Raw genomic sequence first — 26,275 nt, 5'->3', positions numbered from 1 at the left:
ACGACGAAAGCGAGGCAGCACCCATGGCACGAGTCCTGCTGATCGAGGACGACCCCGCCGTCCGCAGGGGCGTCACGCTCGGGCTGCACCGCCGCGGCCACGAGACGGAGGCGGTCGGCACGGGGGAGGACGGTCTGGAGGCGCTCGCCGCCGCGCCGCCGGACATCGTGCTGCTCGACCTGATGCTGCCCGGCATGAGCGGCCTCGAGGTCTGCCGGCGTGTCCGCGGAACCAGTCAGGTGCCCATCGTCGTCCTCTCGGCACGCAGCGACGACATCGACGTGGTCGTCGGCCTGGAGGCGGGCGCCGACGACTACATCGTCAAACCCGCGAGCGACGAGGTCATCGAAGCCCGCATGCGCGCCGTCCTGCGCCGCCTGGCCCCCTCACAGCCCGATGCCCGGGCGGGCGACGAGCGCGCCACCTACGCGGACCTGGAGATCGACCGCGCGGCCCTGAGCGTACGCAAGCGCGGTGAGGACCTCGCGCTCGCGCCCTCGGAGCTCAAGCTGCTGTTGTTCCTGTCGGCCTGGCCCGAGCGGACCTTCGGCCGCCAGCAGCTGCTCGAAGAGGTCTGGGAGCACAGCTACTACGGCGACTTCAGGCTCGTCGACGCGTGCGTGATGCGCCTGCGGGCCAAGATCGAGGACGACCCGCGCCGGCCGCACTACGTCCAGACAGTGCGGGGCTTCGGCTACCGCTTCGGCCCGCTGTGAAGCGCCGGCTCCTGCCGCACGGCCTGCGCACCCGGCTGGTCGTCACCTTCGTCCTGCTCTCCGCGCTCTCCGCGCTGACCACGGCCGCCCTGACCTTCCACAAGGCGCGCGACGCGATAGTCGGGCGCGCCCAGGACAGCGCCGTGCACGACCTGCGGGCCCAGGTCGACTCACTCGTCCCCGACCTGCCTGCCCGGCCCGCCGCGTCCGACCTGCACGATCTCGTCGTGCAACTCGACCGTGCGGGCGGCGCCCGCGACTGGCGCACCGCCGCCGCCTACCGCGGCGGCCCGCCGACGGCCGCCCACGACCCCGCCCCCGTACTGCCGGCCCACCTGCGTGCAGCCGCGGCATCGGCCAGCACGGCGCTGACGCAGCGCTTCCACGACGACGGGCGGCCCCGCCTCGCCATCGCCCTGCCCGTCACCTCCGCCGGCCACCCGCAGACGCCCTCGGGCCTCGTCGTCTATGCGGCCTTCTCCCTCGAACCCCAGCAGCAGGACGTCGCCTCGCTGATCGCCGCCGCCCGGGCCGGCGTCCTGCCCGTCGTCGCCGCCTCCGCCGTGCTCGCCCTGCTGGCCGCCCGCCGCTTCCTGCGCCCGGTCAGCAGGCTGCGCGCGGCCGCCGAGACCATGGCCACCGGCGCCCTCTCCACCCGCATCGACGTCACCGGCCACGACGAGATCGCCGAACTGGGCCGCACCTTCAACGCCATGGCCGCGACGCTGCAGGCCGACGCCGCCGCCTTGCGCGGCATGGAGGCCAAGGCACGCCGGTTCGCCGCCGACGTCTCCCACGAACTGCGCACCCCGCTCGCCGCGATGACCGCCGTCACAGGCATCGTCGACCACGACGCCGCGTCCGGCCACCTCGCACCGGAGACCGCGGAGGCCCTCAGCCTGGTGGCCGGCGAGACACGCAAACTCGCCCACATGGTCGAGGATTTGATGGAGATCTCCCGGTTCGACGCGGGCGCCGCCCGGCTCAACACCGACGAGATCGACGTCGGCGAACTCGTCCGCAAGACACTCGCTCTGCGGCACTGGCAGGGCCGGGTGGACGTCGACACCCCCGAGGGGCTGCGCGTCCGCCTCGATCCGCGCCGCGTCGACGTCGTCCTCGCCAACCTCGTCGGCAACGCCCTGCGCCACGGCGGTCCGCGCGCGCGGGTGAGCATCCACGCCCACGAGTCGTCCGGCACCATCGCGATCACCGTCCGCGACGACGGCCCCGGCATCCCCCGCGAGGTACTGCCGCACGTCTTCGACCGCTTCACCAAGGGGGACGGTGCCCGCACGCGCAGCGGAGGCAGCGGCCTCGGACTGGCCATAGCCGCGGAGAACGCCCGCCTGCACGGCGGCACCCTCACCGCGGCCAACGCACCGGAAGGAGGAGCGGTGTTCACCTTCACGATGCCGCGCGAGCCGCGATGAAACACCACCGTGCAGGCCTGCCGGCCACCGTAGCCGCGCTGCTGCTCCTGGGGCCCCTGAGCGCGTGCTCCGTCGGCGACGCGGGTCCGGCGCCGGCCGGATCACCGGCCGTGGCCGCGCATGTCGCGCCCAGCCGTCCCGCAGCCGCCGTCCACGTCTACTTCTACTCGTCCCAGGGACTCGAACGCGTCTCGCGCCCCTACCGCGGCCCCGACCCCGTCGGGGCGGCCCTGCGGCAGCTCGCCCAGGGACCCGACACCGCCGAACGCGCCCGTGGCCTGATCAGCTACGCCCCTCACCTGCCCGCTGTCGTCACGGCCCGCGGGACGGATTCGGCCCAGGCGTTCGCACCCGCCGGATACTGGGCGTCCCGGCCCGCCATGCGCCAATTGGTGTGCACGGCCGCCGACGCGGTGAGCGCGGCGGAGGCAACGAGTCCGCACGTGGTCAAGGTGACCGTCCACCGCACCGCGAAGACCGGCACCGCCACCGGCGTGTGCACGCCGTAGCGACCGCGGGCGGCCGCCTCAGGCCCCGCGTGCCGCGGCCCTCAGGGCCGGGTGGTCGGCGATCACCGTCGCGCTGCCCGGGGCGATCTCCGTGAAACCGGCATCCTCGACCACGGGCAGCCCGCTCGGTTGCAGGTCCCGCCACCTCTCGCGCGAGGCGACTCGCGCGGCCAGCGTGAAGCCGCTCTCGCGCCATGCCTTCCTGTCCGCCTCGGGCAGCGCCCACCAGGCCAGCTGCGCACCGTGCCCCGCCTGGGCGCACGCCTTGCCCGCGGACATCTCCAGGTCGGGGTTGAACCAGAGCACCGCCACGCCGGGGGCCGGCGGCGCGGGCGGTTTTGCGGCCTCGGGCAGCTCCGTGCCCGAGACCTGGAGGCGCGCGAGGTCCTTCGGCCAGCCGTCCAGCGGAACAGGCGGGTGCACCCGCACCTCGGCGGGGCTCTCGGCGCACGTGCCGGTCACCGTGACGCCGGGCAGTGCCGCGGCCCTGCGCCACTCCGCGCCGCGCGCCCTGCGCACCACCTTCCTGATGCGCGCGTCCTGCCAGTCGCGCATGCGGGCGGCCCACTCGCCCCCGCCGAGCGACCGCTCGTCGGAGAGAATCGTCAGCACGGCGCGCGCCGCCGTCTCCAGCGCGTCCGTGCGGGACGGCGGTGCCGTCCGTTCCAGTCGCAGCACCAGCGGCAGGACGAACTGCGGGGCCTCGTCCTTCGGGTCGTCGCGCGGTGTGTCGTTCGGCTCTGTGGTCACCGCGCAAGTCTCTCAGGTCGCTTCTTGGCGGAATCCATGCCTCCGGGTGAGTATGCGTGCATGAAAAGCGACCTCTTCGCCACCGAGCACCTCGCCCAGCAGCCCGCCGCACCCGGAATGACCCTCCAGAACGCCAAGTCGGTCAAGTACGTCGTCAACGGTGAGATGCACGCGCGCCAAGGGGCCATGATCGCCTTCCGCGGCAACCTCCAGTTCGAACGCAAGGGCCAGGGCGTCGGCGGCATGCTCAAGCGCGCCATCACCGGCGAGGGGCTGCCGCTCATGGCGGTCAGGGGCCAGGGTGAGGCGTGGTTCGCGCACGAGGCGGCGAACTGCTTCATCGTCGAGATCGAGCAGGGCGACGCCCTGACCATAAACGGCCGCAACGTCCTGTGCTTCGACCCGACCCTCAGCTACGAGATCAAGATGGTCAAGGGCGCGGGCATGACCGGCGGTGGCCTCTTCAACAGCCTGTTCACCGGCTACGGCAAGCTCGCCGTGATCTGCGAGGGCAACCCGATCGTCATCCCCGTCACCACGCAGCAGCCCGTGTACGTGGACACGGACGCGGTCGTCGGCTGGAGCGCCCAGCTCGAGACGACGCTGCACCGCTCGCAGTCCGTCGGCTCGATGATCCGCGGCGGCTCGGGCGAGGCCGTCCAGCTCATGCTCCGCGGCGAGGGCTTCGTCATCGTCAGGCCGAGCGAGGCGACCCCCGCGCAGAGCGGCGCCCACTGAGTGCGTGAGCGGGCGTAGCGTGGGCGGCATGACCGACGCCACCGACGCCACGAGAACCGAGGCCCGTGCGGACTGCGTGCTGTGCGGGGAGCCGAGCGAGTACCCGGAGTCCACCAGGGGCGCCACGTACTGCCCCGTCTGCGAGTGGCAGGAGGCCCAGCGCCAGGCCTGTTCGGGCTGACCCCGCACGGGCGGTGCCCGCGCGGGGCCGGCCCGACGTGATCAGGCGAGCGACGCGCTCAGCGTGATCGTCGTGCCGGAGAGCGCCTGGCTCACCGGGCAGTTGGCCTTGGCGTCCTCGGCGGCCTTCACGAAGCCGGCCTCGTCGAGACCGGGGACCTCGCCCTGCACGGTGAGGTGCACGCCGGTGATGCCGGTGCCGGGCTGGAAGGTGACCTCGGCCTGCGTGGTGAGCTTGGTCGGCGGGGTGCCGGCCTTGTCGAGGCCGTTCGACAGCGCCATCGAGAAGCAGCTGGAGTGGGCGGCGGCGATCAGCTCCTCCGGGCTGGTCTTGCCGTTCGCCTCCTCCGCGCGGGAGGCCCAGGTGACCGCCTGCTGGGGAATGCCGGAGGAGTCGAAGGTGACGTTCCCTGCACCCTTGGGGAGGTTGCCCTCCCAGACGGTGTGTGCCTGGCGCGTGGTGGCCATGGTGGATCCCTTTCTCTGGTTGCGTACGGCTCCGATCGGTTACGTACGGCTTCAGAACCTATCCGGTGCCGGAACCTACCCGATCAACCCCTCCGCCTCCCTGGCCAGTGCGGTGAGCCGGGAGATGGCGCGGAAGTACTTCTTGCGGTAGCCGCCGTTCAGCATCTCCTCTCCGAACAGCCGGTCGAACGGTACGCCCGACGCCAGGACCGGTATCTCCCGGTCGTAGAGCCGGTCGGCGAGCACGACGAGCCGCAGCGCCCTCGACTGGTCGCCCACCGGGCGCACGTCCGTCAGGCAGACCGCGCGCAGCCCGTCGGTCAGCGCCCCGTACCGGCTCGGGTGGACCGTGGCCAGGTGGTCGAGCAGATCGGGGAACGCGTCGAGGCTCGCGCCTGCGATGGCCCCCGCCGCGGCGGTGACACGCTCCGCCGGGTACGGTCGCGGCGCCTCGGGGAGCCCGCGGTGGCGGTAGTCGTCGCCGTCGATGCGCACCGGCCTGAAGTGTGCGGACAGGCCCTGGATCTCGCGGAGGAAGTCGACCGCGGCGAACCGCCCCTCGCCGAGCTTGCCGGGCAGCGTGTTGGAGGTCGCGGCGAGCGCCACGCCCGCCTCGACCAGCTTGCCGAGCAGCGTGGAGACGAGGACGGTGTCGCCCGGGTCGTCGAGCTCGAACTCGTCGATGCACAGCAGCCGGTGGCCGCTGAGCGTGCGGACGGTCTGCTGGAAGCCGAGGGCGCCCACCAGGTTCGTCAGCTCAACGAACGTGCCGAACGCCTTGCGGTCGGCCGGTGCGGGCGCCGCGTGCCAGAGCGAGGCGAGCAGGTGGGTCTTGCCGACGCCGTAGCCGCCGTCCAGGTAGACCCCGCGCGGCCCTGCCTGCTCGGCGGGCCTGCGGGCGAACCAGCGGCGCCTGCCCCCCGCCGCCCCGCCGTCGTCGCCGATCCCCGCGGCGAAGGCGCGCAGCACCTCGACCGCCTCGGCCTGGCTGGGCTGCGCGGGGTCGGGCACGTACGTGCCGAAGCGCACGGAGTCGAAGCGCGGCGGCGGCACCATCTCGGCCACCAGCCGGTCGGCGGGTACCCGGGGTTCGCGTGCGCACAGGGAGAGCGGGGCGGCGGTGGTGGAGCCGCCTGCCGCGGCGGTCGAGGAGGTCACATTGCTCAACTCTAGGAGTTTGACCAGACTGCTTCGCATGCGACGCCTGTTCCCTGTGACCGATCTGACACCCGAGGGGCCGCCGCCCGGAGGCGACCGCGCGTGGACGCTGGAGGAGCTGGCCCACGCCTACGCGTACCCGGCCCAGGCGGCCGATCGGCCCTGGCTGCGGGCGAACATGGTGTCGACGCTGGACGGGGCGGCCCAGCACGAGGGCCGTTCGCAGACGATCTCGTCCGACGGCGACATGCGGATCTTCGGGGTACTGCGCGCGCTCGCCGATGTCGTCGTGGTCGGCGCGGAGACCGTGCGGCAGGTGGACTACCGGCCCGCGCGGGCCAGGGAGGCGTTCGCGGCGCGCCGCGCCGCCTCGGGCCAGGGGCCCGCGCCCGCGATCGCCGTGGTGTCGGCGAGCCTGGCGCTCGACTTCTCGCGGCCCCTGTTCACGGCACCGCGCGTGCCGACGCTGCTGCTCACGGGGGCCGCGGCGCCGCCGGAGCGTATGCGGGAGGCGGAGAAGGCCGGCGTCGATGTGGTGGTCGCCGGCGACGGCCTGGGCGTGGATCCGGTGCGCGCGGTGGACGCCCTGGCGGAGCGCGGCCTCACCAGGCTGCTGACGGAGGGCGGACCCCGGCTGCTCGGCCAGTTCGTGGCGAGCCGCCTGCTCGACGAGCTGTGCCTCACGGTGTCGCCGCTGCTCACGGCGGGGTCAGCGCAGCGTGTGGCGGGCGGGCCCGAGGTCGCCGTCCCCGAGCGGTTCGAGCCGGTGTCGCTGCTGAGCGAGGGCGGTTTCCTGTTCTGCCGCTATGCGCGCGCCGGTGCCGAGTGGATCTCCGGCGGCAAGGGGTAGCCGGAAGGCCGGGTACCGCGGGAGGGGCGGACGTACGGCAGGGAACGAATTTTCGAGCCCACCTGACGGAATCCCTCGTTCCGGTTAGCCCCGGCTGGGCAGACTAGTCGCGACCCCGTGCGAGCGCGGGGAAGGATGGTTTCAGCAGTGGGCCGCGGCTGCGGCCCGCCAGGACGGACGGAAGGGCGCCTGTCGTGTTCACAAGCGTACTGATGATCGAGAAGGCCCTGACGCCCGAGGACGTGGAGTTCGTGACGACCCTCCACGGCGACCAGAAGGTGTCTTTCGTGGTGCTCATGCAGCCCCGCGGGGACCAGGCCGACGTGCTGCTGCGCGCGATCGACGACGTGGCCTACGGCGAGCTCAAGGAGGCCTCCCAGGAGACCGAGGAGCCGGAGGGCGAGGAGGCCAGACACCCGGCGCGGGTGGCGCTCGCCCACTCGCTCACCGCCCTGCGCGGCGCGGGCACCGAGGCCACCGGGCAGGTCGTCGAGAAGCACCCGCTCGACCGGCTCAAGTCGGCCGTCGAGGAATCGGGGGCCGACGAGGTCATCGTGCTGACCGAACCCCACTACGTCGAGGAGTTCTTCCACCGCGACTGGGCGTCGCGGGCGCGCCACCAGGTCGGCGTACCGGTGCTCAAACTCTTCGCGCACAGCGAATAGGGTGAGGCGCGACCCACGGCCTGACCTGTCAGGCTCCCGCGCGAGCCCCCACTGGAGACACGTATGGCATCCGCCACCGGCATCCCCGCCGCCATGGAGCGGCCGCACTTCATCGGCATCGGCGGCGCGGGCATGTCGGGCATCGCCAAGATCCTCGCCCAGCGCGGCGCGAAGGTGGCCGGCAGCGACGCCAGGGAGTCGGCCACGGCCGAGGCGCTGCGGACGGTCGGGGTCGTCGTCCACGTCGGGCACGACGCCGCGCACCTCGCCGACGACGCCACGTGCGTCGTCGTCTCCAGCGCCATCCGGGCGGACAACCCCGAGCTGGTGCGGGCGGAAGAGCTCTCCATCCCCGTGGTGCACAGGTCGGACGCGCTCGCCTCGCTGATGCGCGGCGGGCGCGGCCTGGCCGTCGCCGGCACGCACGGCAAGACGACCACCACGTCGATGCTGGCGGTGGCGCTCGGCGAGCTGGGCCTCGCGCCCTCGTACGCCATCGGCGGCGACCTCGCGGGCCCGGGCACCAACGCGAGCCATGGCGACGGCGACATCTTCGTGGCCGAGGCCGACGAGAGCGACCGCAGCTTCCAGAAGTACGACCCCGAGGTCGCGATCGTCCTCAACGTCGAGCTCGACCACCATGCGAACTACGCGTCGATGGACGAGATCCACGAGTCGTTCGAGAAGTTCGCGGCCAAGATCGTGCCCGGCGGGACGCTCGTCGTCTCCGCCGACCAGGCGGGGGCGGTCGAGCTGACGCGGCGGGTGCGGCGAGCGCGTCGAGGAACGGACACGCCGCGGATCGTCACCTACGGGCTCTCCCCGGACGCGGACGTACGCATCCTCGCCATCGAGCCGAACGGGCTGACCAGCCAGGTGACCGTCGTGCTCGACGGCGTGGAGGTGGCCTTCGAGGTGTCCGTGCCGGGCCGCCACTACGCCACCAACGCGGTCGCCGCGCTCGTCGCCGGCGTGGCGCTCGGCGTGCCCGCGGGAGACCTGGCGGCAGCGCTCGGCTCGTACACCGGAGTCGGCCGCCGCCTCCAGCTCAAGGGCGAGGCCGGCGGGGTGCGGGTCGTCGACTCGTACGCCCACCACCCGACGGAGATGACCGCCGACCTGGAGGCCATGCGGGCAGCGCTGCCCGGCGAGTCCAAGCTGGTCGTCGTCTTCCAGCCGCACCTGTTCTCCCGCACGCGGGAACTGGGCCGCGAGATGGGCGAGGCGCTCGCCCTCGCCGACGCGTCGGCCGTCCTCGACATCTACCCCGCGCGCGAGGACCCGCTGCCCGGCGTCACCAGCGAGCTGATCATCGAAGCGGCGCGCACGGCGGGCGCCGAGGTCACGCCGGTGCACTCCAAGGACGCCGTGCCCGGCCTGGTCGCGGGAATGGTCAGGGGGGGTGACCTCGTTCTCACCATGGGGGCGGGTGACGTCACGGACCTCGGCCCGCTGGTCCTCGCCCGCCTGGGCGACTGAGAGGAGTTCGCGTGGCATCCGGAATCAAGAAGGCATACGACGTCGTCAAGACCGACGACCAGTGGCGTGCCGAACTGTCCGACAAGGAGTACGCGGTCCTGCGCGGGGCGGCCACCGAGCCGGCCTTCACCGGCGAGTACACCGACACCAAGACGGCGGGTGTGTACGCGTGCCGCGCCTGCGGCGCCGAGCTCTTCCGCTCGGACACGAAGTTCGAGTCGCACTGCGGCTGGCCGTCGTTCTTCGACCCGAAGGACAGTGACGCGGTGGAGCTGATCGAGGACCGCTCCTTCGGCATGGCCCGCACCGAGGTCCGCTGTGCGGACTGCGGCTCGCACCTCGGCCACGTCTTCAAGGGTGAGGGCTACCCCACCCCCACGGACCAGCGCTACTGCATCAACAGCATCTCGCTGAAGCTCACGCCCGACGAGGCCTGAGCCCGACCGAGCGGCCCGGCCGCGGCGGCTGTGTCCGCTGCGGCCGGGCCGTTTCGCGTGCGTACCCGACGGCAGTCATATGGTCCGACCTCGTGCATTGACGTTCCTTCAGAAAAGAACGCAAAGTGGTTGAAAAGTCCTCGCTATCTCTCCACAAGTAGAGTCAAGCACCAGCAGTTACCGTTGGTAGCTGGATGAATGCTCTCCGTGTCAATCGCAGGTGGTGTGCAGCGAGGAGGGCGTGTGGTGGTGCTCGGCAGGGCGCGCGAACGGGGCGAGAAGATCGCGGGGGCGGCCGCGGACAGGCTGCTCGCGGCGGGGCGGCTGGTGCGCACCGCACCGGTCACCGCCGACGGCAGGGCGGTGTTCCGCTCGGACCAGTCCGTCAACGACACGCCGTACCGGGAGCGCTGGTCGCACGACAAGGTCGTGCGCTCGACCCACGGCGTGAACTGCACCGGCTCGTGCTCCTGGAAGGTGTACGTCAAGGACGGCCTGATCACCTGGGAGACGCAGCAGACCGACTACCCCACGGTCGGCCCCGACAGGCCCGAGTACGAGCCGCGCGGCTGCCCTCGCGGCGCGTCCTTCTCCTGGTACACCTACTCGCCGACCCGCGTCCGCCACCCCCTGGCACGGGGCGTGCTCGTCGACATGTACCGGGAGGCGAGGCGCAGGCTCGGCGATCCCGTCGCCGCCTGGGCCGAGATCACGGACGATCCCGAACGGCGCCGCGCCTACCAGTCGGCCAGGGGCCGAGGCGGCCTCGTGCGCGTCTCGTGGGACGAGGCGCTGGAGATGGCCGCGGCCGCGCACGTCCACACCATCGCCAGGTACGGGCCCGACCGCGTCGCGGGCTTCTCGCCCATCCCGGCCATGTCGATGGCCTCGCACGCGATCGGCGCGCGGTTCATGTCGTTGATCGGTGCGCCGATGATCTCGTTCTACGACTGGTACGCGGATCTGCCGGTGGCGTCGCCGCAGGTGTTCGGGGACCAGACGGACGTGCCGGAGTCGGGGGACTGGTGGGACGCGGCGTACCTGATGCTGTGGGGTTCGAACGTGCCGGTGACGCGGACGCCGGACGCGCACTGGATGGCGGAGGCGCGCTACCGGGGCCAGAAGGTCGTGGTGGTCTCGCCCGACTACGCGGACGCCACGAAGTTCGCCGACGAGTGGCTGCATCCGCATCCTGGCACGGACGGCGCGCTCGCCATGGCCATGGGCCACGTCATCCTCAGCGAGTACTTCGTCGAGCGGCAGGCTCCCTACTTCGCCGACTACGTCAAACGCTTCACCGACCTGCCGTTCCTCGTCGCGCTCGAGAAGCGTGCGGACGGCAGGTACGTGCCGGGCAAGTTCGTCACGGCGGCCGAGCTCGGGCTCGCCCAGGACGCGGACGCCCAGGCGCGCCGCTGGATGCCGGTGCTGGTCGACTCGGACACCGACGAGGTCGTCGCCCCGAAGGGCACGCTCGGCCACCGCTGGGCCAAGAGCGGCACCGGCAACTGGAACCTCGACCTCGGCGGCGTCGACCCGCTGCTGTCCTTCCACCACCACGGCGGCATGGGCGTGGAGACGGTACTGCCGCGGTTCGACACCGCACCGGGCGGGCACGATGCGCCCACCGTCGCCCGGGGCGTACCCGCCCGCGAGGTCGGCGGACGCCTCGTCACCACCGTCTTCGACCTGCTGCTCGCGCGGTACGCGGTGGCCAGGCCAGGACTGCCCGGGCAGTGGCCCGCCGGGTACGACGACGCGGCAGAGCCCGGCACCCCCGTCTGGCAGGAGGAGATCACCTCCGTGCCGGCGGCCGCCGCGATCCGGGTGGCACGCGAGTTCGCCGCCACGGCCGAGAAGACCCGCGGCCGCTCCATGATCGTGATGGGGGCGGGCACCAACCACTGGTTCCACTCCGACACCATCTACCGCTCGTTCCTCTCCCTGCTGATCCTCACCGGCTGCCAGGGCGTCAACGGCGGCGGCTGGGCCCACTACGTCGGCCAGGAGAAGGTGCGCCCCTACACCGGCTGGCAGCAGCTGTCGACCGCCGCCGACTGGGTACGCCCCTCGCGCCAGATGGCCGGGACCCCGTACTGGTACCTGCACACCGGCCAGTGGCGCTACGAGGCGTACGGCGCCGACGCCCTGGCCTCACCCACCGGCCGCGGCACCTTCACCGGGCGCCACACCGCCGACCTCGTCGCCCAGTCGGTCCGGCTCGGCTGGATGCCCTCGTACCCGACCTTCGACGGCAACCCGCTCGACCTCGGGCGGCAGGTGCGCGCCAGCGGCGAGGAGGCCGGCGACTGGGTCGCCGACCGGCTCGCCGACGGGCGGCTCCGCTTCGCCTGCGAGGACCCGGACGCCCCCGCCAACTGGCCGCGCGTGCTGACCGTGTGGCGGGCCAACCTCATCGGCTCGTCCGCCAAGGGCAACGAGTACTTCCTGCGCCACCTGCTCGGAGCGCGGGACAACGCGAGCGCGGAAGCGGCCCCCGAGGGCAGCCGGCCCCGGGACGTCACCTGGCGCGACGAGGCGCCGCGCGGCAAGCTCGACCTGCTGCTCTCGCTCGACTTCCGCATGACGTCGACCACGCTCTTCTCCGACCTCGTGCTGCCCGCCGCAACCTGGTACGAGAAGCACGACCTGTCCAGCACGGACATGCACCCCTACGTGCACGCCTTCAGCCCCGCCATCACACCGCCCTGGCAGGCCCGCACGGACTTCGAGATCTTCCACGGACTCGCCCGCAAGGTCGCCGAGTTGGCCGAGGGACGCCTCGGCACCGCCTACGACCTCGTCGCCACGGCGCTCCAGCACGACTCCGAGGACGAGACCGCCCAGCCGGGTGGCACGGTCGCCGACTGGGCGGCCGGCGGACCACCGCCGCGGCCGGGGCGCACCACCCAGCGGGTAACCCTGGTCGAGCGTGACTACACGGCCGTCGCCGACAAGCTCGCCGCGTTCGGGCCGCTGGCCGAGGAGCACGGCATGACCGTCAAGGGCGTCACCGTGCAGCCGCACGCGGAGGCGGCGCGGCTCGCCGAGCGGTGCGGCACGTCCGCGGCCGAGGGCCCCGCAGTCGGGCGGCCTTCGCTCGACACCGACGTCAAGCTGTGCGAGGCGATCCTCGCCCTGTCCGGCACGACCAACGGGCGTATCGCCGCCGAGGGGTTCAGGCGCCTGGCGGACCGCTGCGGAGCGGACACCGGGCTCGGCGAGCTCGCGGACTCCGTCGCCGAACGGCGTGTGGTCTTCTCCGACACGCAGGAGCGGCCCGTACAGGTGGGTACGAGCTTCGAGTGGTCGGGCAAGGAGGCCACCGACCGCAGGTACTCGCCCTTCACCGTCAACACCGAGCACAACAAGCCCTGGCACACCCTGACCGGACGGCAGCACTTCTACCTCGACCACGACTGGATGGCCGAACTGGGAGAGCAACTGCCCGTGTTCCGGCCGCCGCTCGACCTCGCGGCACTGAACGAACCCACCGGCGAACCGGGCGCGGCCACAGGACGGGCCGTGACGGTGCGTTATGTCACACCGCACTCGAAGTGGTCGATCCACTCCGAGTACCAGGAGAACCTGCTGATGCAGACACTCGCGCGCGGCGGCCCCGTCATCTGGATGAGCCCCGCCGACGCCGCCGCCATCGGCGCGGCCGACAACGAGTGGGTCGAGGCCGTCAACGCCAACGGCGTCGTCGCGGCGCGTGCCATCGTCTCCCACCGCATGCCGGCCGGCACGGTGTTCATGTACCACGTCCAGGAACGCCTCGTGAACGTGCCGCGCACGGAGGCGACCGGGCGCCGGGGCGGCGTGCACAACGCCCTCACCAAGCTGCTCATCAAGCCGACTCACCTCATCGGCGGCTACGGCCAGTTGTCGTTCTCGCCGAACTACTACGGACCGACCGGCAGCCAGCGCGACACGGTCACCACCATCCGCCGCCGTTCCCAGCACGTGGAGTACTGACATGCCTCGCAGCAAGAGCCGACGCACCCGGCAGCACACCGGACGCCCCCCGCGGCCGCGCCGGGTCATGGCCCAGGTCGCCATGGTGATGAACCTCGACAAGTGCATCGGCTGCCACACCTGCTCCGTCACGTGCAAGCAGACGTGGACCAACCGCACCGGCACCGAGTACGCGTGGTTCAACAACGTCGAGACCCGCCCGGGCCAGGGCTACCCGCGCGGGCACGAGGACCAGGACAGGTGGCGCGGCGGCTGGGAACTCAAGCACGGCCGTCTCGTGCCGCGCACAGGCGGCAGGGCGCGCCGCCTCGCGCGCCTGTTCGCCAACCCCGAACTGCCCACCCTCGACGACTACTACCAGCCCTGGACGTACGACTACGAGAACCTGACCACCGCCCCGCTCGGCGACGACCTGCCCACCGCGCGCCCGCGCTCCCTGATCGACGGCGCGCCCGCCGACGTCACTTGGGGCCCGAACTGGGACGACGACCTCGGCGGCGGCCCCGAGCAGCTCGCCGCCGACCCGGTGCTGCGGAAGATGAGCGACAAGGTCCGCCTGGAGTACGAGCAGGCGTTCATGTTCTACCTGCCGCGCATCTGCGAGCACTGCCTCAACCCCGCCTGCGTCGCGGTGTGTCCTTCCGGCGCGCTGTACAAGCGCGTCGAGGACGGCATCGTCCTTGTCGACCAGGACCGCTGCCGGGGCTGGCGGATGTGCGTCAGCGGCTGCCCGTACAAGAAGGTGTACTTCAACCACGCCACCGGCAAGGCCGAGAAGTGCACCTTCTGCTACCCGCGCATCGAGGCGGGGGAGCCCACCGTCTGCTCCGAGACCTGCGTCGGCAGGCTCCGCTACCTCGGTGTGATGCTCTACGACCCCGACAAGGTCGGCGAGGCGGCGGCCACCACCGACGAGCAGGACCTGTACGAGGCACAGCTCGGCTGCTTCCTCGACCCCGGGGACCCCGAAGTGGCGCGCGACGCCGAGGAGTCCGGCATCCCGCACGACTGGGTCGAGGCCGCGCGCCGCTCGCCCGTGCGCGCCCTCATCACCGACTACCGCGTCGCGCTGCCGCTGCACCCGGAGTACCGCACGATGCCGATGGTCTGGTACGTGCCGCCGCTGTCGCCCGTGGTCGACGCGCTCACCTCGTCGGGACACGACGGCGAGGACCCGGCCAGCCTGTTCGGCGCCATCGGCTCCCTGCGCATCCCGCTCGAATACCTCGCCGAACTCTTCACGGCGGGCGACACCGCGCCCGTGGAGGCCGCACTGTGCCGGCTCGCCGCGATGCGCTCCCACATGCGGCGCGTCAACCTGGGCGAGGAGCAGGACCCGGCGATCGCACGCTCGGTCGGCATGGACGAGCGCTCGATGCGGTCCATGTACCGGTTGCTGGCGCTCGCCAAGTACGAGGAGCGCTACGTGATCCCCACCGGGTACACCGACCCGGCGGCAGGCGGCGACGGCCACGGTGGCGGGTGCAGCCTCGACGGGGCGGGCGGACCCGGCATGATGCCCGGCGGCCCGCTCGATCCGGACACCTTCCACGCGCCGCCGCTCGTACCCGCGGGCGCGGGCGCGGGGACGGGCTGCGGAGGCGGACACGGCGAGCAGCCGGCCGCGGCCGGCGGGCTGCTCGGCCGCGTCAACCTCCTCAACTGGAACGGCAGGGGCCGCCCCACCGGACTCTTCCCACGCCCGGCGGCAGAGGCCGGCACGGCCGAGGGCCCGGGCAAGGGCGCGGGCACCGGGGGGCCGCGGTGAACCGGGCCGCCGTACTGCAGGCCGCCTCGCTGCTCCTCGGCCACCCCGACGAGAGCTGGCCCGGCCTGCTCGACAGCGTGCGTGGCGCGCTCACGCCCCTCGGCGCGCCGGAGGCCGCCCCCCTGCTGCGGTTCTGCGACGCCGTCGACGGCATGCCCGCGCTCGAACTGTCCGCGCGCTACGTCGCGACCTTCGACCGCAGCAGGCGCCGCTGCCTCTACCTCACCTACTGCACCGACGGCGACACCCGCCGCCGCGGCACCTCGCTCGCGGCCATCAAGTCCCGCTACCGCGCCGAGGGCTGGCAGCCGCCCGACGACGAGCTGCCCGACTTCCTGCCGCTACTGCTGGAGTTCGCGGCACGCTGCCCGGGCCCCGGCACCGCCCTGCTCATCGAGCACCGGGCCGCCGTCGAGGTGCTGCGCTACGCGCTCGGCTCGTACCTCAGCCCGTACGCCGACGTGCTGCGCGCCGTGTGCGACTGCCTGCCGGGCGCGGGGCCCTCCTGCCACGAGGAGGCGCTCAGGCTCGCGCGCTCGGGGCCGCCCGCGGAGAGCGTGGGCGCGGGAGCGCAGCTCGTGGCGCTCGACCCCTTCCCCGTCCGGCCGGCCGGACCAGATCCCCGAGGAGCCCGCAGGTGACCCACCTCGACATCGCCCTGTGGGGCGCGCTGCCCTACCTCGTGCTCGCGCTGCTCGTCGCGGGCACCGCGTGGCGCTACCACTACGACCGGTTCGGGTTCACGACCCGCTCCAGTCAGCTCCACGAGCACCGGCTGCTGCGCGTGGGCGGCCCGCTGTTCCACTACGGGCTGTTCTTCGTCATCGCGGGCCACGCCGGGGGCCTGCTCGTCCCCGAGTGGGTCACGGACCGGCTGCACGTCAGCGAGGAGCTGTACCACGCCAATGCCCTGCTGATGGGCGGGATCGCGGGCGCCGCCACCGCGGCGGGACTCGCCGTCCTGCTCTACCGGCGGCTGCGGGTGCGCGCCGTGCGCCGGGCCACCAGCCGCAGCGACCGGATCGTCATCCCGCTGCTCGTCGCGGTCATCGCCGCCGGGCTCGCCGCGACGGCATCGGGGGCCGCGGCCCAGTCGTACGACTACCGCAGGGGTGTGTCGATCTGGTTCCGCAGCCTGTTCGCGCTCGACCCGGACGTGGCCGCGATGGCGCACGCGCCCCTCGTCTACCGGCTGCACGCGCTGCTCGCCATGGTGCTGTTCGCCCTCTGGCCGTTCAGCCGGCTGGTGCACGCGTTCACCGCGCCACTCGGCTACCTCGTCCGCCCGTACGTCGTCTACCGCTCGCACGCGCGCCCCACGCCCTACCGGCACCCCGCGAAACCCGCGCTTCCCGCGCCGGGCGGGCCCCGCGACCGGCCGCTCAGGCGCGCCGGCCGAGCCCGCCGAGCCGGCGACCGAGCCGGCTGAGCGCCGACTCGCGCTGCCAGGCGCGGAACTCCTCGGCGCGGTGGGCGCCGGCCGCTTCGAGATGGCGCTCCACCTCGGCCAGGTCAGCTGCGGGCAGCGCGCGCACCGCGGGCCGCAGCACCTTGTCGAGCAGCGCCGTCCGCGCCTGGTCCCAGTCGCCCGTCGCGCCTGGCAGCGACGTCCACGCGGCGAAGCAGTCCGCCGCGTACGCGGGCACCGTGCGCAGCCTCGCCGCGACCGGGTCGGTGCGCGCCGCGGCCGTGTACGCGGCGAGGAGCGCGGCGTCACCCCGGTGTATCAGCGCGTACAGCTCGCCGTCGGGGCGCTCCCGCGACAGCAGGCGGCTCGCGAGCGCCGCGCCGAGCCGGTCGAGCACGGCGGGCGCGACGGGGCCGTGGCGCCTGGCGGCCTCCCGCGCGGCCAGGGCGGGCTCCACCCAGGGCGCCGCCACCCGCACGTCCTCCAGCGCGCCCGCGAACTCCAGCAGCCGCAGGGCGTCGCGCGGCCCTGGCCCGATCGTGTCGGGGAAGCAGCGCAGCAGTACGGGGGCGAGCGCGGGCGCGGCGGGATCGTCCGCGGGAGCTTCGAGCGCGGACCGCACCAGGACGTGCCAGGTGCCTGCGACGCGGTGCGCGTCGGAGCCCGTCTCGTCGAGCATCTGACGGGCCTCGCTCGCCGTCGGCAGTGCGCCGTCCCACACCAGGCGCACGGCGGTCCGCAGCACCAGCGGCTCGGCGAGCGGCGAGACACCCGCCGCGCGCAGCGCCTCGTGCAGGGCGCCCACCCGCTCCCCGGCGGGCCTGCCCCCGTGCGGGGCGTCCGCGCACATCCGCAGGTGCGGCAGCGCCTGGACGCCGGTCAGCTCCAGCGCGGTGACGGCCATCAGCCGGACGGCGGCGGCCGGATCCTCGGCCGCCCGGGCGTCGAGGGCGCTCAGCAGCTCCGTTCGCAGCTCGAACTGCTCGTCGAGCACCGCCTCCACAGCGGGGCCCCACGCCCCCTCCGGGTCGGCCGCGAGCGCGGCCGCGAGTCTGCCCGCCACGCCGGGCAGCAGATCCGCGCAGTCCACCCCCAGGACACCGGCGACCCGAAGCAGCGTCGGCGGGTCCGCGACGCCGCCCGAGCCGCCCGCCACCCCGGCACGCAGCTCCTCCGCGAGGTCGAGGGCGAGCCGGTCCTTCACGGACACGGGCAAGGCGGTGAGGCGCGCGACCGGCAGTTCGGGCACCGCCGACGGCATGCGCACGGCCAGGGTCAGCACCAGGGCTCCCAGCGCCGCCGTCGTCGCGGGAGAGGCGGTCATGCCGAGCGCGCCCAGCAGCCTGGCCAGCGCCGCGGCCTCGGCGTGCGAGCGCTCCCCGGTGGTCTCGCACAGCGCGGTCACGACCCGGTCCACCACACCGGCGTCCAGGACCCGCGCGTGCAGCCGCGCCCACGCCGCCGCCTCCGCGCGCTCCTCCGCGTCGAGGGCTACGCCCGCCGTGAGGGCCGCGCAGGCGAGGGCGCCGGCGGACAGCCTGCCGTCCGGCAGCGCGCCGGCTGCCTCGAACACGTCGGGCACCCCGGACAGCCAGACGCGGGCCGCCGTGGCGGCCCAGGCGGCCGTCGTGTCGGTGGGATCGGCTGCGAGGCGGCCCGTGGTGCCGGGCGGCACGCCGGCTTCGCCGTGCGCCGTCCCGTCGAATATGCGCGATGCGCCGTCCTGGCCCCTGCGGCCCGCCAGGGAGGCCGCGTCGGCGGGCAGCACCCCCACGATCTGCTGCGGGGCCTGTCCTGGCCTGCGGGTGTACGTGGTGAACGTCAGCCTCCGCGCGTACCCGCGGGGCAGCGTGGCGCAGGCCAGCGCCAGCCAGCGCGCCACGTCCGTGCTGTCACGCTCCACGACGAACAGCCGTGCCGGGGCGCCCGGCCGCGCGTGCCGGCCCTCGCACAACTCGCGGACGGCCGTGAGGAACGCGGCCAGCCGCGCGGCCCTGGTCGTCGCGAACGCGGTGAGCGCGCCGGTGCCCAGCGGCCCGCCGGGCGCGGGCGCCGCGTCGAAGGAGGCCTGCGGCACCACGCGCCCGTCCACGGGTGCGGCGGACGCCCACTGCGGTGCCTCCCACGTCGCGAACGGCAGTGCGCCGCCCGGTAGTTCCGCGTCCTGGGGGATGACGACCGCGTGCGCGTGGAATGCGCACCAGCGTCCGCTGTGGTCCACGCCCGTACACACCGCACGCGCCAGCAGGCGGCTGCCGTCCGCCAGCAGGCTGTGGCTCAACGCCGTCGGGAACGCGGCCAGTTCGGCGGCAGAGGGGTGCGGGGGAGCGTCACGCGGCGGCTCGTACGCGAGCAACCGCTCGGCCTCCCCCCGTAGTTCACGCGAAACCCCTGGCGTGACGGCGGTGAACCCTGCGCCGGGCGCGTCGGCGCCACCCCGTGGGGCCGAGGTGTAGTGCAGCTGCGCCAGGCTCATACCCGGTTTCCCCTTCGTACCCTGATCACCGTGCGGACATCGCCCGCACCGAGAGCTTTTCAGATCGTGGCGCACGGCGTCGAGCAGACCCCCGAGCGCCGGCCCGCCTGGCCCGCCCGGCCACAATGCGGCCATGGAAACGCACCACCCCCATGCGCATGACCCCCGTGTGTTCGACGGGCTCGTCGAACGCGCCCGCGGCCTCTGCGTCCCGGGGCGCCGCAGCCTGCTGGGCATCGCGGGCGCGCCAGGCGCCGGCAAGTCGACGCTCGCGCGGCGACTCGTCGGCAGGCTGGTCGAGCGGCACGGGCGGGACGCCGCCGCCCTGGTGCCCATGGACGGCTTCCACCTCGCACAGGCGGAGCTGGAGCGACTCGGCAGGGCGGACCGCAAGGGCGCCCCCGACACCTTCGACGCGGCCGGCTACGTCGAGCTGCTGGCCCGGCTGCGCGCGGCGCGGCCCGGCGTCGTGGTGTACGCGCCCGTGTTCGACAGGTCACTGGAAGAGGCGGTGGCCGGGAGCATCGGTGTACCGCCCGAGGTGGAGCTCGTCGTCACCGAGGGCAACTACCTGCTCCACGACGACCCGTCCTGGGCCCCTGTGCGGCCGCTCCTCGACGAGGCGTGGTACCTCGACCCCGACCCCGAGGCGCGCGTGCGGCGGCTGGTCGAGCGGCACGTGCGCTTCGGCAAGGAGCGCGCCTTCGCCCAGCGCTGGGTGGAGCGCTCGGACGAGGTCAACGCGCGCCTGGTGGCCCGCGGCAGGGACCGGGCCGACGTGGTGCTCGCGTACGACGTCTTCGGTCCCGCGGAGACCGGCTCGCCCAGTGAGCCGTAAACCCCGACCGGTAACGAAACGGTTATCGGCGCCCGGGAGGAGTGGGCATAGCATCGAAAGGGCAGAGGCACCACCTGGGAAGGCGCGGATGCGGGAGACGGCATGAGAGCAAGGACGGAGGCGACGCGAGGTGCGGCTGTTCCGGCGGGGATCACGGCGTGACGCGCGCGACACACCGCGTGACCCCGCGTTCTCGTTCTTCTCGGTCGACGAGGCCGCGTACTTCCGTTCACAGGTCCGCGAGGCGTTCGCCGAGCACGGCCTGGAGGTGACGCTGTACGAGGGCGCCGTGGTGGACAACGCGGGACGGCAGTTCGGCCTCGGGAATCTCGCCGCCGTCTGCCACAACGACGACAGGGGACCGCGAGCCTGGGGCGAACTGGCCCGCAGGCATGCCGCCATGGTGCTGCGCACCGTGGACGGTCCCTCGGCGCTCGACACGCTGCCGCCCGCGCAGATCAGGGCCCAGCTGTACCCGAGGGTGATCAGCGGAGAGGGGCTCGACGCGGAGAACTTCGGCTACGCGCGCTACGTCGCCCCCGGTCTCTACGAACTGCTCGCGCTCGACCTGCCCGAGTCCGTGATGATGCTGACCGACGAGGCACTCGGCCAGCTCGGCGAGACCGACGGGCTGCGCCGGCGCGCCATGGACAACCTGCGCGAACTGCCGGTCGAGGGCCGGGAGACCGTCACGGGCGACGAGGGCATGCGGTTCGAGGTCGTCGTCGGCGACTCCTTCTACACGGCGAGCCGGGTCCTCGCGCTGGAGACGGTGGTCAGGCAGACCACCGGTCAGCAGCTCACGGCCGACGGTGCTCTCGTCGCGATGCCGTTCCGCCACCAACTGGCCTTCCACGTCATCCGCGACGCGGGCGTCGTGCCGTCGCTCGCGGGCATGGCGATGTTCGCCGCGTCCGCCTTCGAGGACACGCCGGGCGCGATCAGCCCGTACGTCTACTGGTGGCGGGGCGGTGTGATCACGCAGCTCAGCCAGAAGGGCGCGGAGAGTGACGACGAGGTGCGGATCGTGGTCGACGACGACTTCCAGGAAGTGCTCGCGCGGCTGACCGCGCAGGAGCCGCCGGACGGCGGCCGGCGGTAGCACCGCACTCATACATGCTGGTGGATGAGGGTCTGGAAGCTCTCGCGTGACGAAACGGGCAATAAGTCACTTTTGATGTGACTAGCAGCTCTTCGCCCGGGTACCTCGTCTGCTGCGACGCGGCGGGTCGTTCATCGACGGCGCCGGGTCTCCGAATCGGGCTCCACGAGCCCAACGCGAGAGAGGCGAGGACCGCGAGATGAGCAGTTACCACCCTCCAGCAGGGCCTCCGACCCGAAACGGCGAACCTCGGCACAACGGCCACAGCCACGGCTCGGACGGATCCCACTCGTACGACTCCTACGAAGGCAGCTACGAGGACTGGGCGGCACGCAGCCGCCTCGTCGTCACGCCGATCGCGGCCCCTTCGATCCTGGGCCTGTTCGGCTTCGCGGGCGCCACCTTCATGGTGGCCTCCAACCTGGCCGGATGGTGGGGCAATTCCCTGCTGTCCCCGGTGATCATCGCGCCGTTCGCCATCTTCTTCGGCGGACTCGCCCAGCTCCTCGCCGGCATGTGGTCGTACCGTGCGAGGGACGGCGTGGCCACGGCGATGCACGGCACCTGGGGCGCCTTCTGGCTCGCCTGGGGCATGACGGCCCTGATGGCCGCCAACGGCCTCCTGCCGCCGAACGTGTTCACCACGCAGGCGTTCGGGTTCTGGTGGATAGTCCTGGCCGTCGTGACACTGTTCGGCGCGCTGGCCGCGCTCGCGGAGAACATGGCGCTGTTCCTCGTGCTGATACTGCTCGCCGCGGGTTCCTCCCTGCTCGCCGCGGGGCTGATCTCGCCCTCGTCCGACCTCGTCAACGCGGCCGGCTGGGTCCTGGTGGCGGCGTCGGCGGCCGCTTTCTACACGGCTGGGGCGATGATGCTCAAGAGCGCCTTCAAGGGACGCGTCATCCTCCCGGTCGGCGAGTGGAGCATGCGCGGCAACCTGCCGGGCCACCGCGCCGTGCGGCCCATCAGCTACCCGATGGGCGAGCCCGGGACCAAGGTTGGCCAGTAGTCCTCCGAGGCCAGGCCTTCCGAGGCGTGTGAGACGGATACGGGTGGGCCGGCGGGACGCGGCCGCGACAGCGGCCGTCCGCGCCGGCCCACTCCCGTGCGTTCCCGCCGATTCCCCCTCGCGCGGCACGGCCCGCGTTGGCAGGATGGTGCGATGGCCTCCACCGATTCCGCATCCGCGTCCGATCTCCCGCCCGCTCCGGCCCCCTTCACCGCCGTCGACTACCGCGCGCGCATGGAGCGCGCCGCGGCCGACGCCGCGGCGGCGGGACTCGCGGGTCTCCTCGTCGCCCCCGGCCCGGACATGACGTACCTGACCGGGTACCGGCCGAGCGCCGACACCGAGCGGCTGACGCTGCTGGTCGTGCCGGCCGCGGCGGACGCCGGCAGCCGCCCCACCCTGGTCGTGCCCGCGCTGGAGGCCGGGGACGCGGAACACGCCCCGGGCGCGCCCGCGCTCACACTGAGCGGCTGGACGGACGCCGACGATCCTTACGCGCTGACGGCCGGACTGCTGGACGCCGGCGGCCGGTTCGGCATCAGCGACAACGCCTGGGCACTGCACCTGCTCGCGCTCCAGCGCGCACTCCCCGCCACCTCCTACCGAGGCCTGTCCGACGCGATGCCGATGCTGCGCGCGGTCAAGGACGCCCGGGAACTCGCCAGGGTCGAGGCGGCGGGCGCGGCGGCGGACGCCGCGTACGAGGACATCCTGACGGTGCGCTTCGCGGGACGCAGGGAGTCCGAGATCGCGGCGGACCTCGCCGCGCTCCTGCTGGCGCACGGCCACTCACAGGTCGACTTCACGGTCGTCGGCTCGGGCCCCAACGGCGCCGACCCGCACCACGAGGCCGGCGAACGCGTCGTCGAGCAGGGGGACATGGTCGTCCTGGACTTCGGCGGCCTCAAGCACGGGTACGGCTCCGACACGACGCGCACCGTCCACGTCGGCGAGCCGACGGCACAGGAGCGGCGCGTCCACGACACCGTGCGGGAGGCGCAGCAGGCCGGGTTCCTCGCCGTCCGCCCCGGGGCCACGTGCCAGGACGTGGACCGTGCGGCGCGCGCGGTGATCGAGGACGCCGGCTACGGACCGTACTTCATCCACCGCACGGGTCACGGCATCGGCGTCACCACGCACGAGCCGCCCTACATGATCGAGGGCGAAGAGCGCCCGATCGTGCCCGGCATGTGCTTCTCGATCGAGCCGGGCGTCTACCTGCCCGGCAGGTTCGGGGTCAGGATCGAGGACATCGTGACGGCGACGGAGACGGGCGGCCGCCGGTGCAACAACACACCGCGCGAGATGGCGATCGTCGAGTAGCGCTCCGCGCGGCCCCTGACGTGCGATCAGGTGCTCGCCAGGACGGCCGCGCACCTGGCGGGCAGCCGCAGCACTCCCGTGGAGTCCGGCGGTGGGACCTCCTCCCAGGAGGCCAGGAGGCGGTGGGGCGCGCCGCCTCCCAGCGGGATGTCCCGTGGCGCGTCCGACAGGTTCACCGCGATCCGCAACTCGCCGCGCCGGAACGTCAGCCAGCGCTCGGCCTCGTCGAAGGCGACGGCCACGGCGGTGAGGTCGGGGTCGGACAGGTCGGGCTGGTCGGCGCGCAGCGCGATCAGCGCCCTGTACCAGGCGAGCAGCCGTGCGTGCGGTTCCTCGTCGCGTTCGGAGCGGTCCAGGCAGGACCGCTCCCTCGTCGCCGGGTCCTGCGGGTCGGGGATGTCCTCGGCGGCCCAGCCGTGCGGGGCGAACTCCCGTCGCCTGCCGTCCCGTACGGCCCTGGCGAGCTCCGGGTCCGTGTGGTCGGTGAAGAACTGCCACGGGGTCGTCGCGCCCCACTCCTCGCCCATGAACAGCATCGGCGTGTGCGGCCCCGTGAGCACGAGCGCCGCCGCGCACGCCAGCAGGCCCTGCGGCAGCGTCGCGGAGAGGCGGTCACCCTGGGCGCGGTTGCCGATCTGGTCGTGCGTCTGCGCGTAGCCGAGGAAGCGGTGCGCGGGCGTGCGCGTACGGTTCACGGGCCGGCCGTGCGTCCTGCCGCGGAAGGTGGAGTACGTGCCGTCGTGGAAGAACACGCGGGTCAGTGTCTTCGCCAGGGCGGCGAGCGGCGCGCGGGCGAAGTCCCCGTAGTAGCCCTGCGACTCGCCGGTCAGCGCGGTGTGCAGCGCGTGGTGGAAGTCGTCGTTCCACTGTGCGTGCAGGCCGAGGCCGCCCAGCGGGCGCGGCGTCGTGGTGCGAGGGTCGCACAGGTCGGACTCGGCGATCAGGAACAGCGGCCTGCCCGTCTCGGCGCCCAGGCGGTCCACCTCCGCCGACAGCTCCTCGAGGAACGTGAGCGCCCGGGTGTCGGCCAGCGCGTGCACCGCGTCGAGCCGCAGGCCGTCGAGGCCGAAGTCCCGCAGCCAGGCGAGCGCGCTGCCGAGCAGGAAGGCGCGGACCTCGTCGGACCCCGGCGCGTCGAGGTTGACCGCGGCGCCCCACGGCGTGTGGTGCGTGTCGGTGAAGTACGGGCCGAACATCGGGAGGTGGTTGCCGGAGGGACCGAGGTGGTTGTGGACGACGTCGAGCACCACGCCGAGTCCCCGCTCGTGCGCCGCGTCGACGAACCGGCTCAGCGCCGCGGGGCCGCCGTACGGCTCGTGCACGGCCCACAGCGAGACACCCTCGTACCCCCAGCCGTGCCGGCCCGGGAACGGGCACAGCGGCATCAGCTCGACGTGCGTCACGCCCAGTTCCGCGACCGCGTCGAGCTGGGCCGCGGCCGCGTCGAGCGTGCCCTCCCGGGTGAACGTGCCGATGTGCAGCTCGTAGAGGACCGCGCCTGGCAGCGCCCTGCCCGTCCACGGCGCCGGCCGCTCGTACGCCTCGGGGCCGACGACCGCGCTCGGCCCGTCGGGTCCTTCGGGCTGGCGGCGCGAGCGCGGATCGGGCAGCACCGGGCCGCCGTCGAGCGCGTAGCCGTACCGGCTGCCGTCACCCGCCGGCGCCTCCACCGCCCACCAGCCGCACCTGCCGGGCTCCGGCCGCATCGCGACGTCCTCGCCGTCGAGCCGCAGCACGACCCGATCCTGTGCCTTCGGCGCCCACACCTCGAACCGCACGGGTCCCCCCTCGTCGTCTGCAACTGACACTCCCCACATGGTGGCAAGTCACACCGCCCCGCGCCGGGGCAGCGCGCCGAGCGGGCTCCAGGTTCTCCCGCCCGCGCACGGCTCACATGACCGGCGGGGGCCCGCGTCCTGCCCGTCTGGACACCCGTGTGCCCCGGGCCCGACAATCGGGTGTGTGACGCCCCCCTCCGACCGGCCCGTGCACCTGCCGCGGCTCTCCGACGCCGAGCGTGACCGGGTCCTGGCGGTGCTCAGGGAGGGCGTTGCGGCGGGGAAGCTCTCGCAGGACACCTTCCTGCGCAGGATGGACCTGGTTCTCTCGGCCCGCAGGGCCGACGAGCTGAAACCGCTGACGGCGGATCTGGAGAGCGAAGGCAGGCTCTCCAGGCGGCTGTTCGGTGCTGTCGGGAAGGTGTCCGCGTTCTCGCTGCGGCTGCGCACGGCATGGCAGGTGGAGAGGCTGCCGAAGCTGCTGCTGCCGCAGCCGGGCCCGATCCCGCTGTCCATCGGCCGCGACCCCGGCAACGGGCTGCGACTCGCGCACGACACCGTCTCTCGGCGCCATGCCGTGCTGACGTGCGAGCACGGCCTGTGGGTGCTGCGCGACCTGGGTTCGACGAACGGCACGACGGTCAACGGCCGCAGAGTGACCACCACGACGGTCGTCGCGGAGGGCGACCAGGTGAGCTTCGGCCGGATGAGCTTCCGCATCGCGGCACACTGAAGGGCCGTCGCGGCCGCGACGACCCCTGCGGGGTGCCCGCCCGGGTCCGCCGCGCGGGGACGGGGCACGCGGCGGGGTCCCGTCGGGCGGTCGCGGCGGTGTCCGCGCGAACGTCTGCGGGTGCGTGGGCCGGGCCCTGCGGCGTCTGCGGACTGCGCTGGGCCCGGTGCCGGCCCGGCCGCGCGGGGACGCGGCGCGCCCGCCCGGGTCCGCAGGGCGGAGACCCGGCACGCCGCGCGGTCCCGGCGGATGGTCGCGGCGGGACCGCGCAGATGCCTCCGGCCGCATGGCCCGGGCCCTGTACCGTGCCCGGACTGCCTTGAGCCCGGTGTCCGCCCTGTCTCGCGCGAACGGGGCTCGCCCGCGCCGGACACGGTGCGGCCCCGCCGGACGGTCGCGCCGGTGTTCCGCCGCGACTCCGGCCCAGGCGCCGTGCCTTCCCCGCATCCCGCCGAACCCGGTGGCCACGCGGTCGAGCG

Annotated in this window: 23 protein-coding genes; 18 read left to right on the top strand and 5 right to left on the bottom strand. The window is 73.4% G+C overall.

From position 1 onward, the window contains the following. Positions 1-23: 23 nt before the first annotated feature. The 3 genes from IH48_RS0107950 to IH48_RS34305 are packed head-to-tail and all read left to right on the top strand — an operon-like array spanning position 24 to position 2,658. Complete coding sequence (locus IH48_RS0107950) at positions 24-716, top strand: response regulator transcription factor (RefSeq protein WP_030901021.1); 693 nt, start codon at positions 24-26, stop codon at positions 714-716. Continuing rightward, a complete protein-coding gene (locus IH48_RS0107945; protein WP_030901018.1) occupies positions 713-2,149 on the top strand; it encodes a sensor histidine kinase in 1,437 nt (478 codons plus the stop codon). The genes IH48_RS0107950 and IH48_RS0107945 overlap by 4 nt, the downstream gene beginning before the upstream one ends. After that, positions 2,146-2,658 carry a hypothetical protein gene (locus IH48_RS34305; RefSeq protein WP_051839344.1) on the top strand — a complete coding sequence of 171 codons (513 nt, stop codon included), beginning with the start codon at positions 2,146-2,148 and terminating at the stop codon, positions 2,656-2,658. The genes IH48_RS0107945 and IH48_RS34305 overlap by 4 nt, the downstream gene beginning before the upstream one ends. An 18-nt stretch (positions 2,659-2,676) precedes the next feature. Here IH48_RS34305 and IH48_RS0107935 read toward each other — a convergent pair whose 3' ends face one another. Next, positions 2,677-3,408, bottom strand: coding sequence for a peptidyl-tRNA hydrolase (locus IH48_RS0107935; RefSeq protein WP_030901013.1), 732 nt, complete (start codon positions 3,406-3,408; stop codon positions 2,677-2,679). A 60-nt stretch (positions 3,409-3,468) separates the two neighbouring features. Between IH48_RS0107935 and IH48_RS0107930 the strand changes: the two genes are divergently transcribed. Both IH48_RS0107930 and IH48_RS36175 read left to right on the top strand, forming a co-directional pair. Beyond that, on the top strand, positions 3,469-4,146 hold the full coding sequence (locus IH48_RS0107930) for an AIM24 family protein (RefSeq protein ID WP_030901010.1): 678 nt from the start codon (positions 3,469-3,471) through the stop codon (positions 4,144-4,146). Between the two features lie 28 nt (positions 4,147-4,174). Then, positions 4,175-4,327 (top strand): hypothetical protein, encoded by a 153-nt coding sequence (locus IH48_RS36175; RefSeq protein ID WP_158710261.1) that lies wholly within the window; start codon positions 4,175-4,177, stop codon positions 4,325-4,327. Between the two features lie 41 nt (positions 4,328-4,368). Here the strand turns inward: IH48_RS36175 and IH48_RS0107920 are convergent, their stop codons facing one another. Further along, positions 4,369-4,794, bottom strand: coding sequence for an OsmC family protein (locus IH48_RS0107920; RefSeq protein ID WP_030901007.1), 426 nt, complete (start codon positions 4,792-4,794; stop codon positions 4,369-4,371). Positions 4,795-4,869: 75 nt separating this feature from the next. Beyond that, positions 4,870-5,952, bottom strand: a complete 1,083-nt coding sequence (gene zapE, locus IH48_RS0107915; RefSeq protein WP_030901006.1) for a cell division protein ZapE — start codon at positions 5,950-5,952, stop codon at positions 4,870-4,872. 37 nt (positions 5,953-5,989) lie between these two features. Here zapE and IH48_RS0107910 point away from each other — a divergent pair, with 37 nt between their 5' ends. The 8 genes from IH48_RS0107910 to narI all read left to right on the top strand — a co-directional run bounded on the left by IH48_RS0107910 (position 5,990) and on the right by narI (position 16,558). Then, entirely contained in the window at positions 5,990-6,802 is an 813-nt protein-coding gene (locus tag IH48_RS0107910) for a pyrimidine reductase family protein (protein ID WP_030901004.1), read from the top strand. 212 nt (positions 6,803-7,014) lie between these two features. Further along, positions 7,015-7,467 carry a hypothetical protein gene (locus tag IH48_RS0107905; protein ID WP_030901002.1) on the top strand — a complete coding sequence of 151 codons (453 nt, stop codon included), beginning with the start codon at positions 7,015-7,017 and terminating at the stop codon, positions 7,465-7,467. 63 nt (positions 7,468-7,530) lie between these two features. Continuing rightward, entirely contained in the window at positions 7,531-8,946 is a 1,416-nt protein-coding gene (murC, locus tag IH48_RS0107900; RefSeq protein WP_030901000.1) for a UDP-N-acetylmuramate--L-alanine ligase, read from the top strand. Between the two features lie 11 nt (positions 8,947-8,957). Beyond that, positions 8,958-9,383 (top strand): peptide-methionine (R)-S-oxide reductase MsrB, encoded by a 426-nt coding sequence (gene msrB / locus IH48_RS0107895; protein ID WP_234434169.1) that lies wholly within the window; start codon positions 8,958-8,960, stop codon positions 9,381-9,383. A 198-nt stretch (positions 9,384-9,581) separates the two neighbouring features. After that, the gene (locus IH48_RS0107890; RefSeq protein WP_078849547.1) at positions 9,582-13,361 is read left to right on the top strand and encodes a nitrate reductase subunit alpha; all 3,780 of its coding nucleotides are present in this window, start codon (positions 9,582-9,584) and stop codon (positions 13,359-13,361) included. A 1-nt stretch (position 13,362) separates the two neighbouring features. Beyond that, a complete protein-coding gene (narH, locus tag IH48_RS0107885) occupies positions 13,363-15,129 on the top strand; it encodes a nitrate reductase subunit beta (RefSeq protein WP_420705455.1) in 1,767 nt (588 codons plus the stop codon). Next, positions 15,126-15,770, top strand: coding sequence for a nitrate reductase molybdenum cofactor assembly chaperone (narJ, locus tag IH48_RS0107880; RefSeq protein ID WP_037841239.1), 645 nt, complete (start codon positions 15,126-15,128; stop codon positions 15,768-15,770). The genes narH and narJ overlap by 4 nt, the downstream gene beginning before the upstream one ends. Next, on the top strand, positions 15,767-16,558 hold the full coding sequence (gene narI, locus IH48_RS0107875; RefSeq protein WP_030900990.1) for a respiratory nitrate reductase subunit gamma: 792 nt from the start codon (positions 15,767-15,769) through the stop codon (positions 16,556-16,558). Before narJ ends, narI begins: the two co-directional genes overlap by 4 nt. Here narI and IH48_RS0107870 read toward each other — a convergent pair. After that, complete coding sequence (locus tag IH48_RS0107870) at positions 16,512-19,013, bottom strand: GTPase-associated protein 1-related protein (RefSeq protein ID WP_030900988.1); 2,502 nt, start codon at positions 19,011-19,013, stop codon at positions 16,512-16,514. The genes narI and IH48_RS0107870 overlap by 47 nt on opposite strands. Before the next feature lie 133 nt (positions 19,014-19,146). On the opposite strand from IH48_RS0107870, the gene IH48_RS0107865 reads away from it, so the two are divergent. The 4 genes from IH48_RS0107865 (at position 19,147) to IH48_RS0107850 (ending at position 23,285) form a co-directional block, all read left to right on the top strand. Further along, on the top strand, positions 19,147-19,851 hold the full coding sequence (locus IH48_RS0107865) for a nucleoside/nucleotide kinase family protein (RefSeq protein WP_051839342.1): 705 nt from the start codon (positions 19,147-19,149) through the stop codon (positions 19,849-19,851). 130 nt (positions 19,852-19,981) lie between these two features. Continuing rightward, positions 19,982-20,953 (top strand): hypothetical protein, encoded by a 972-nt coding sequence (locus IH48_RS0107860; RefSeq protein ID WP_030900984.1) that lies wholly within the window; start codon positions 19,982-19,984, stop codon positions 20,951-20,953. 199 nt (positions 20,954-21,152) lie between these two features. Then, positions 21,153-21,962 (top strand): acetate uptake transporter, encoded by an 810-nt coding sequence (locus IH48_RS0107855; RefSeq protein WP_051839340.1) that lies wholly within the window; start codon positions 21,153-21,155, stop codon positions 21,960-21,962. Positions 21,963-22,115: 153 nt separating this feature from the next. Then, positions 22,116-23,285 carry an aminopeptidase P family protein gene (locus IH48_RS0107850; protein ID WP_030900978.1) on the top strand — a complete coding sequence of 390 codons (1,170 nt, stop codon included), beginning with the start codon at positions 22,116-22,118 and terminating at the stop codon, positions 23,283-23,285. 26 nt (positions 23,286-23,311) lie between these two features. On the opposite strand, the gene treZ is transcribed toward IH48_RS0107850, so the two are convergent. Beyond that, a complete protein-coding gene (treZ, locus tag IH48_RS0107845; RefSeq protein WP_030900976.1) occupies positions 23,312-25,063 on the bottom strand; it encodes a malto-oligosyltrehalose trehalohydrolase in 1,752 nt (583 codons plus the stop codon). Between the two features lie 184 nt (positions 25,064-25,247). On the opposite strand from treZ, the gene IH48_RS0107840 reads away from it, so the two are divergent. Next, positions 25,248-25,796 (top strand): DUF1707 and FHA domain-containing protein, encoded by a 549-nt coding sequence (locus IH48_RS0107840; RefSeq protein WP_051839339.1) that lies wholly within the window; start codon positions 25,248-25,250, stop codon positions 25,794-25,796. Positions 25,797-26,275 lie beyond the last annotated feature (479 nt).

The sequence above is a fragment of the Streptomyces sp. NRRL F-5126 genome, assembly GCF_000721265.1.
Taxonomy (GTDB): Bacteria; Actinomycetota; Actinomycetes; order Streptomycetales; family Streptomycetaceae; genus Streptomyces.
Note: the sequence above shows the minus strand (reverse complement) of the source record. Positions and strands in the feature narration are given on the sequence as shown.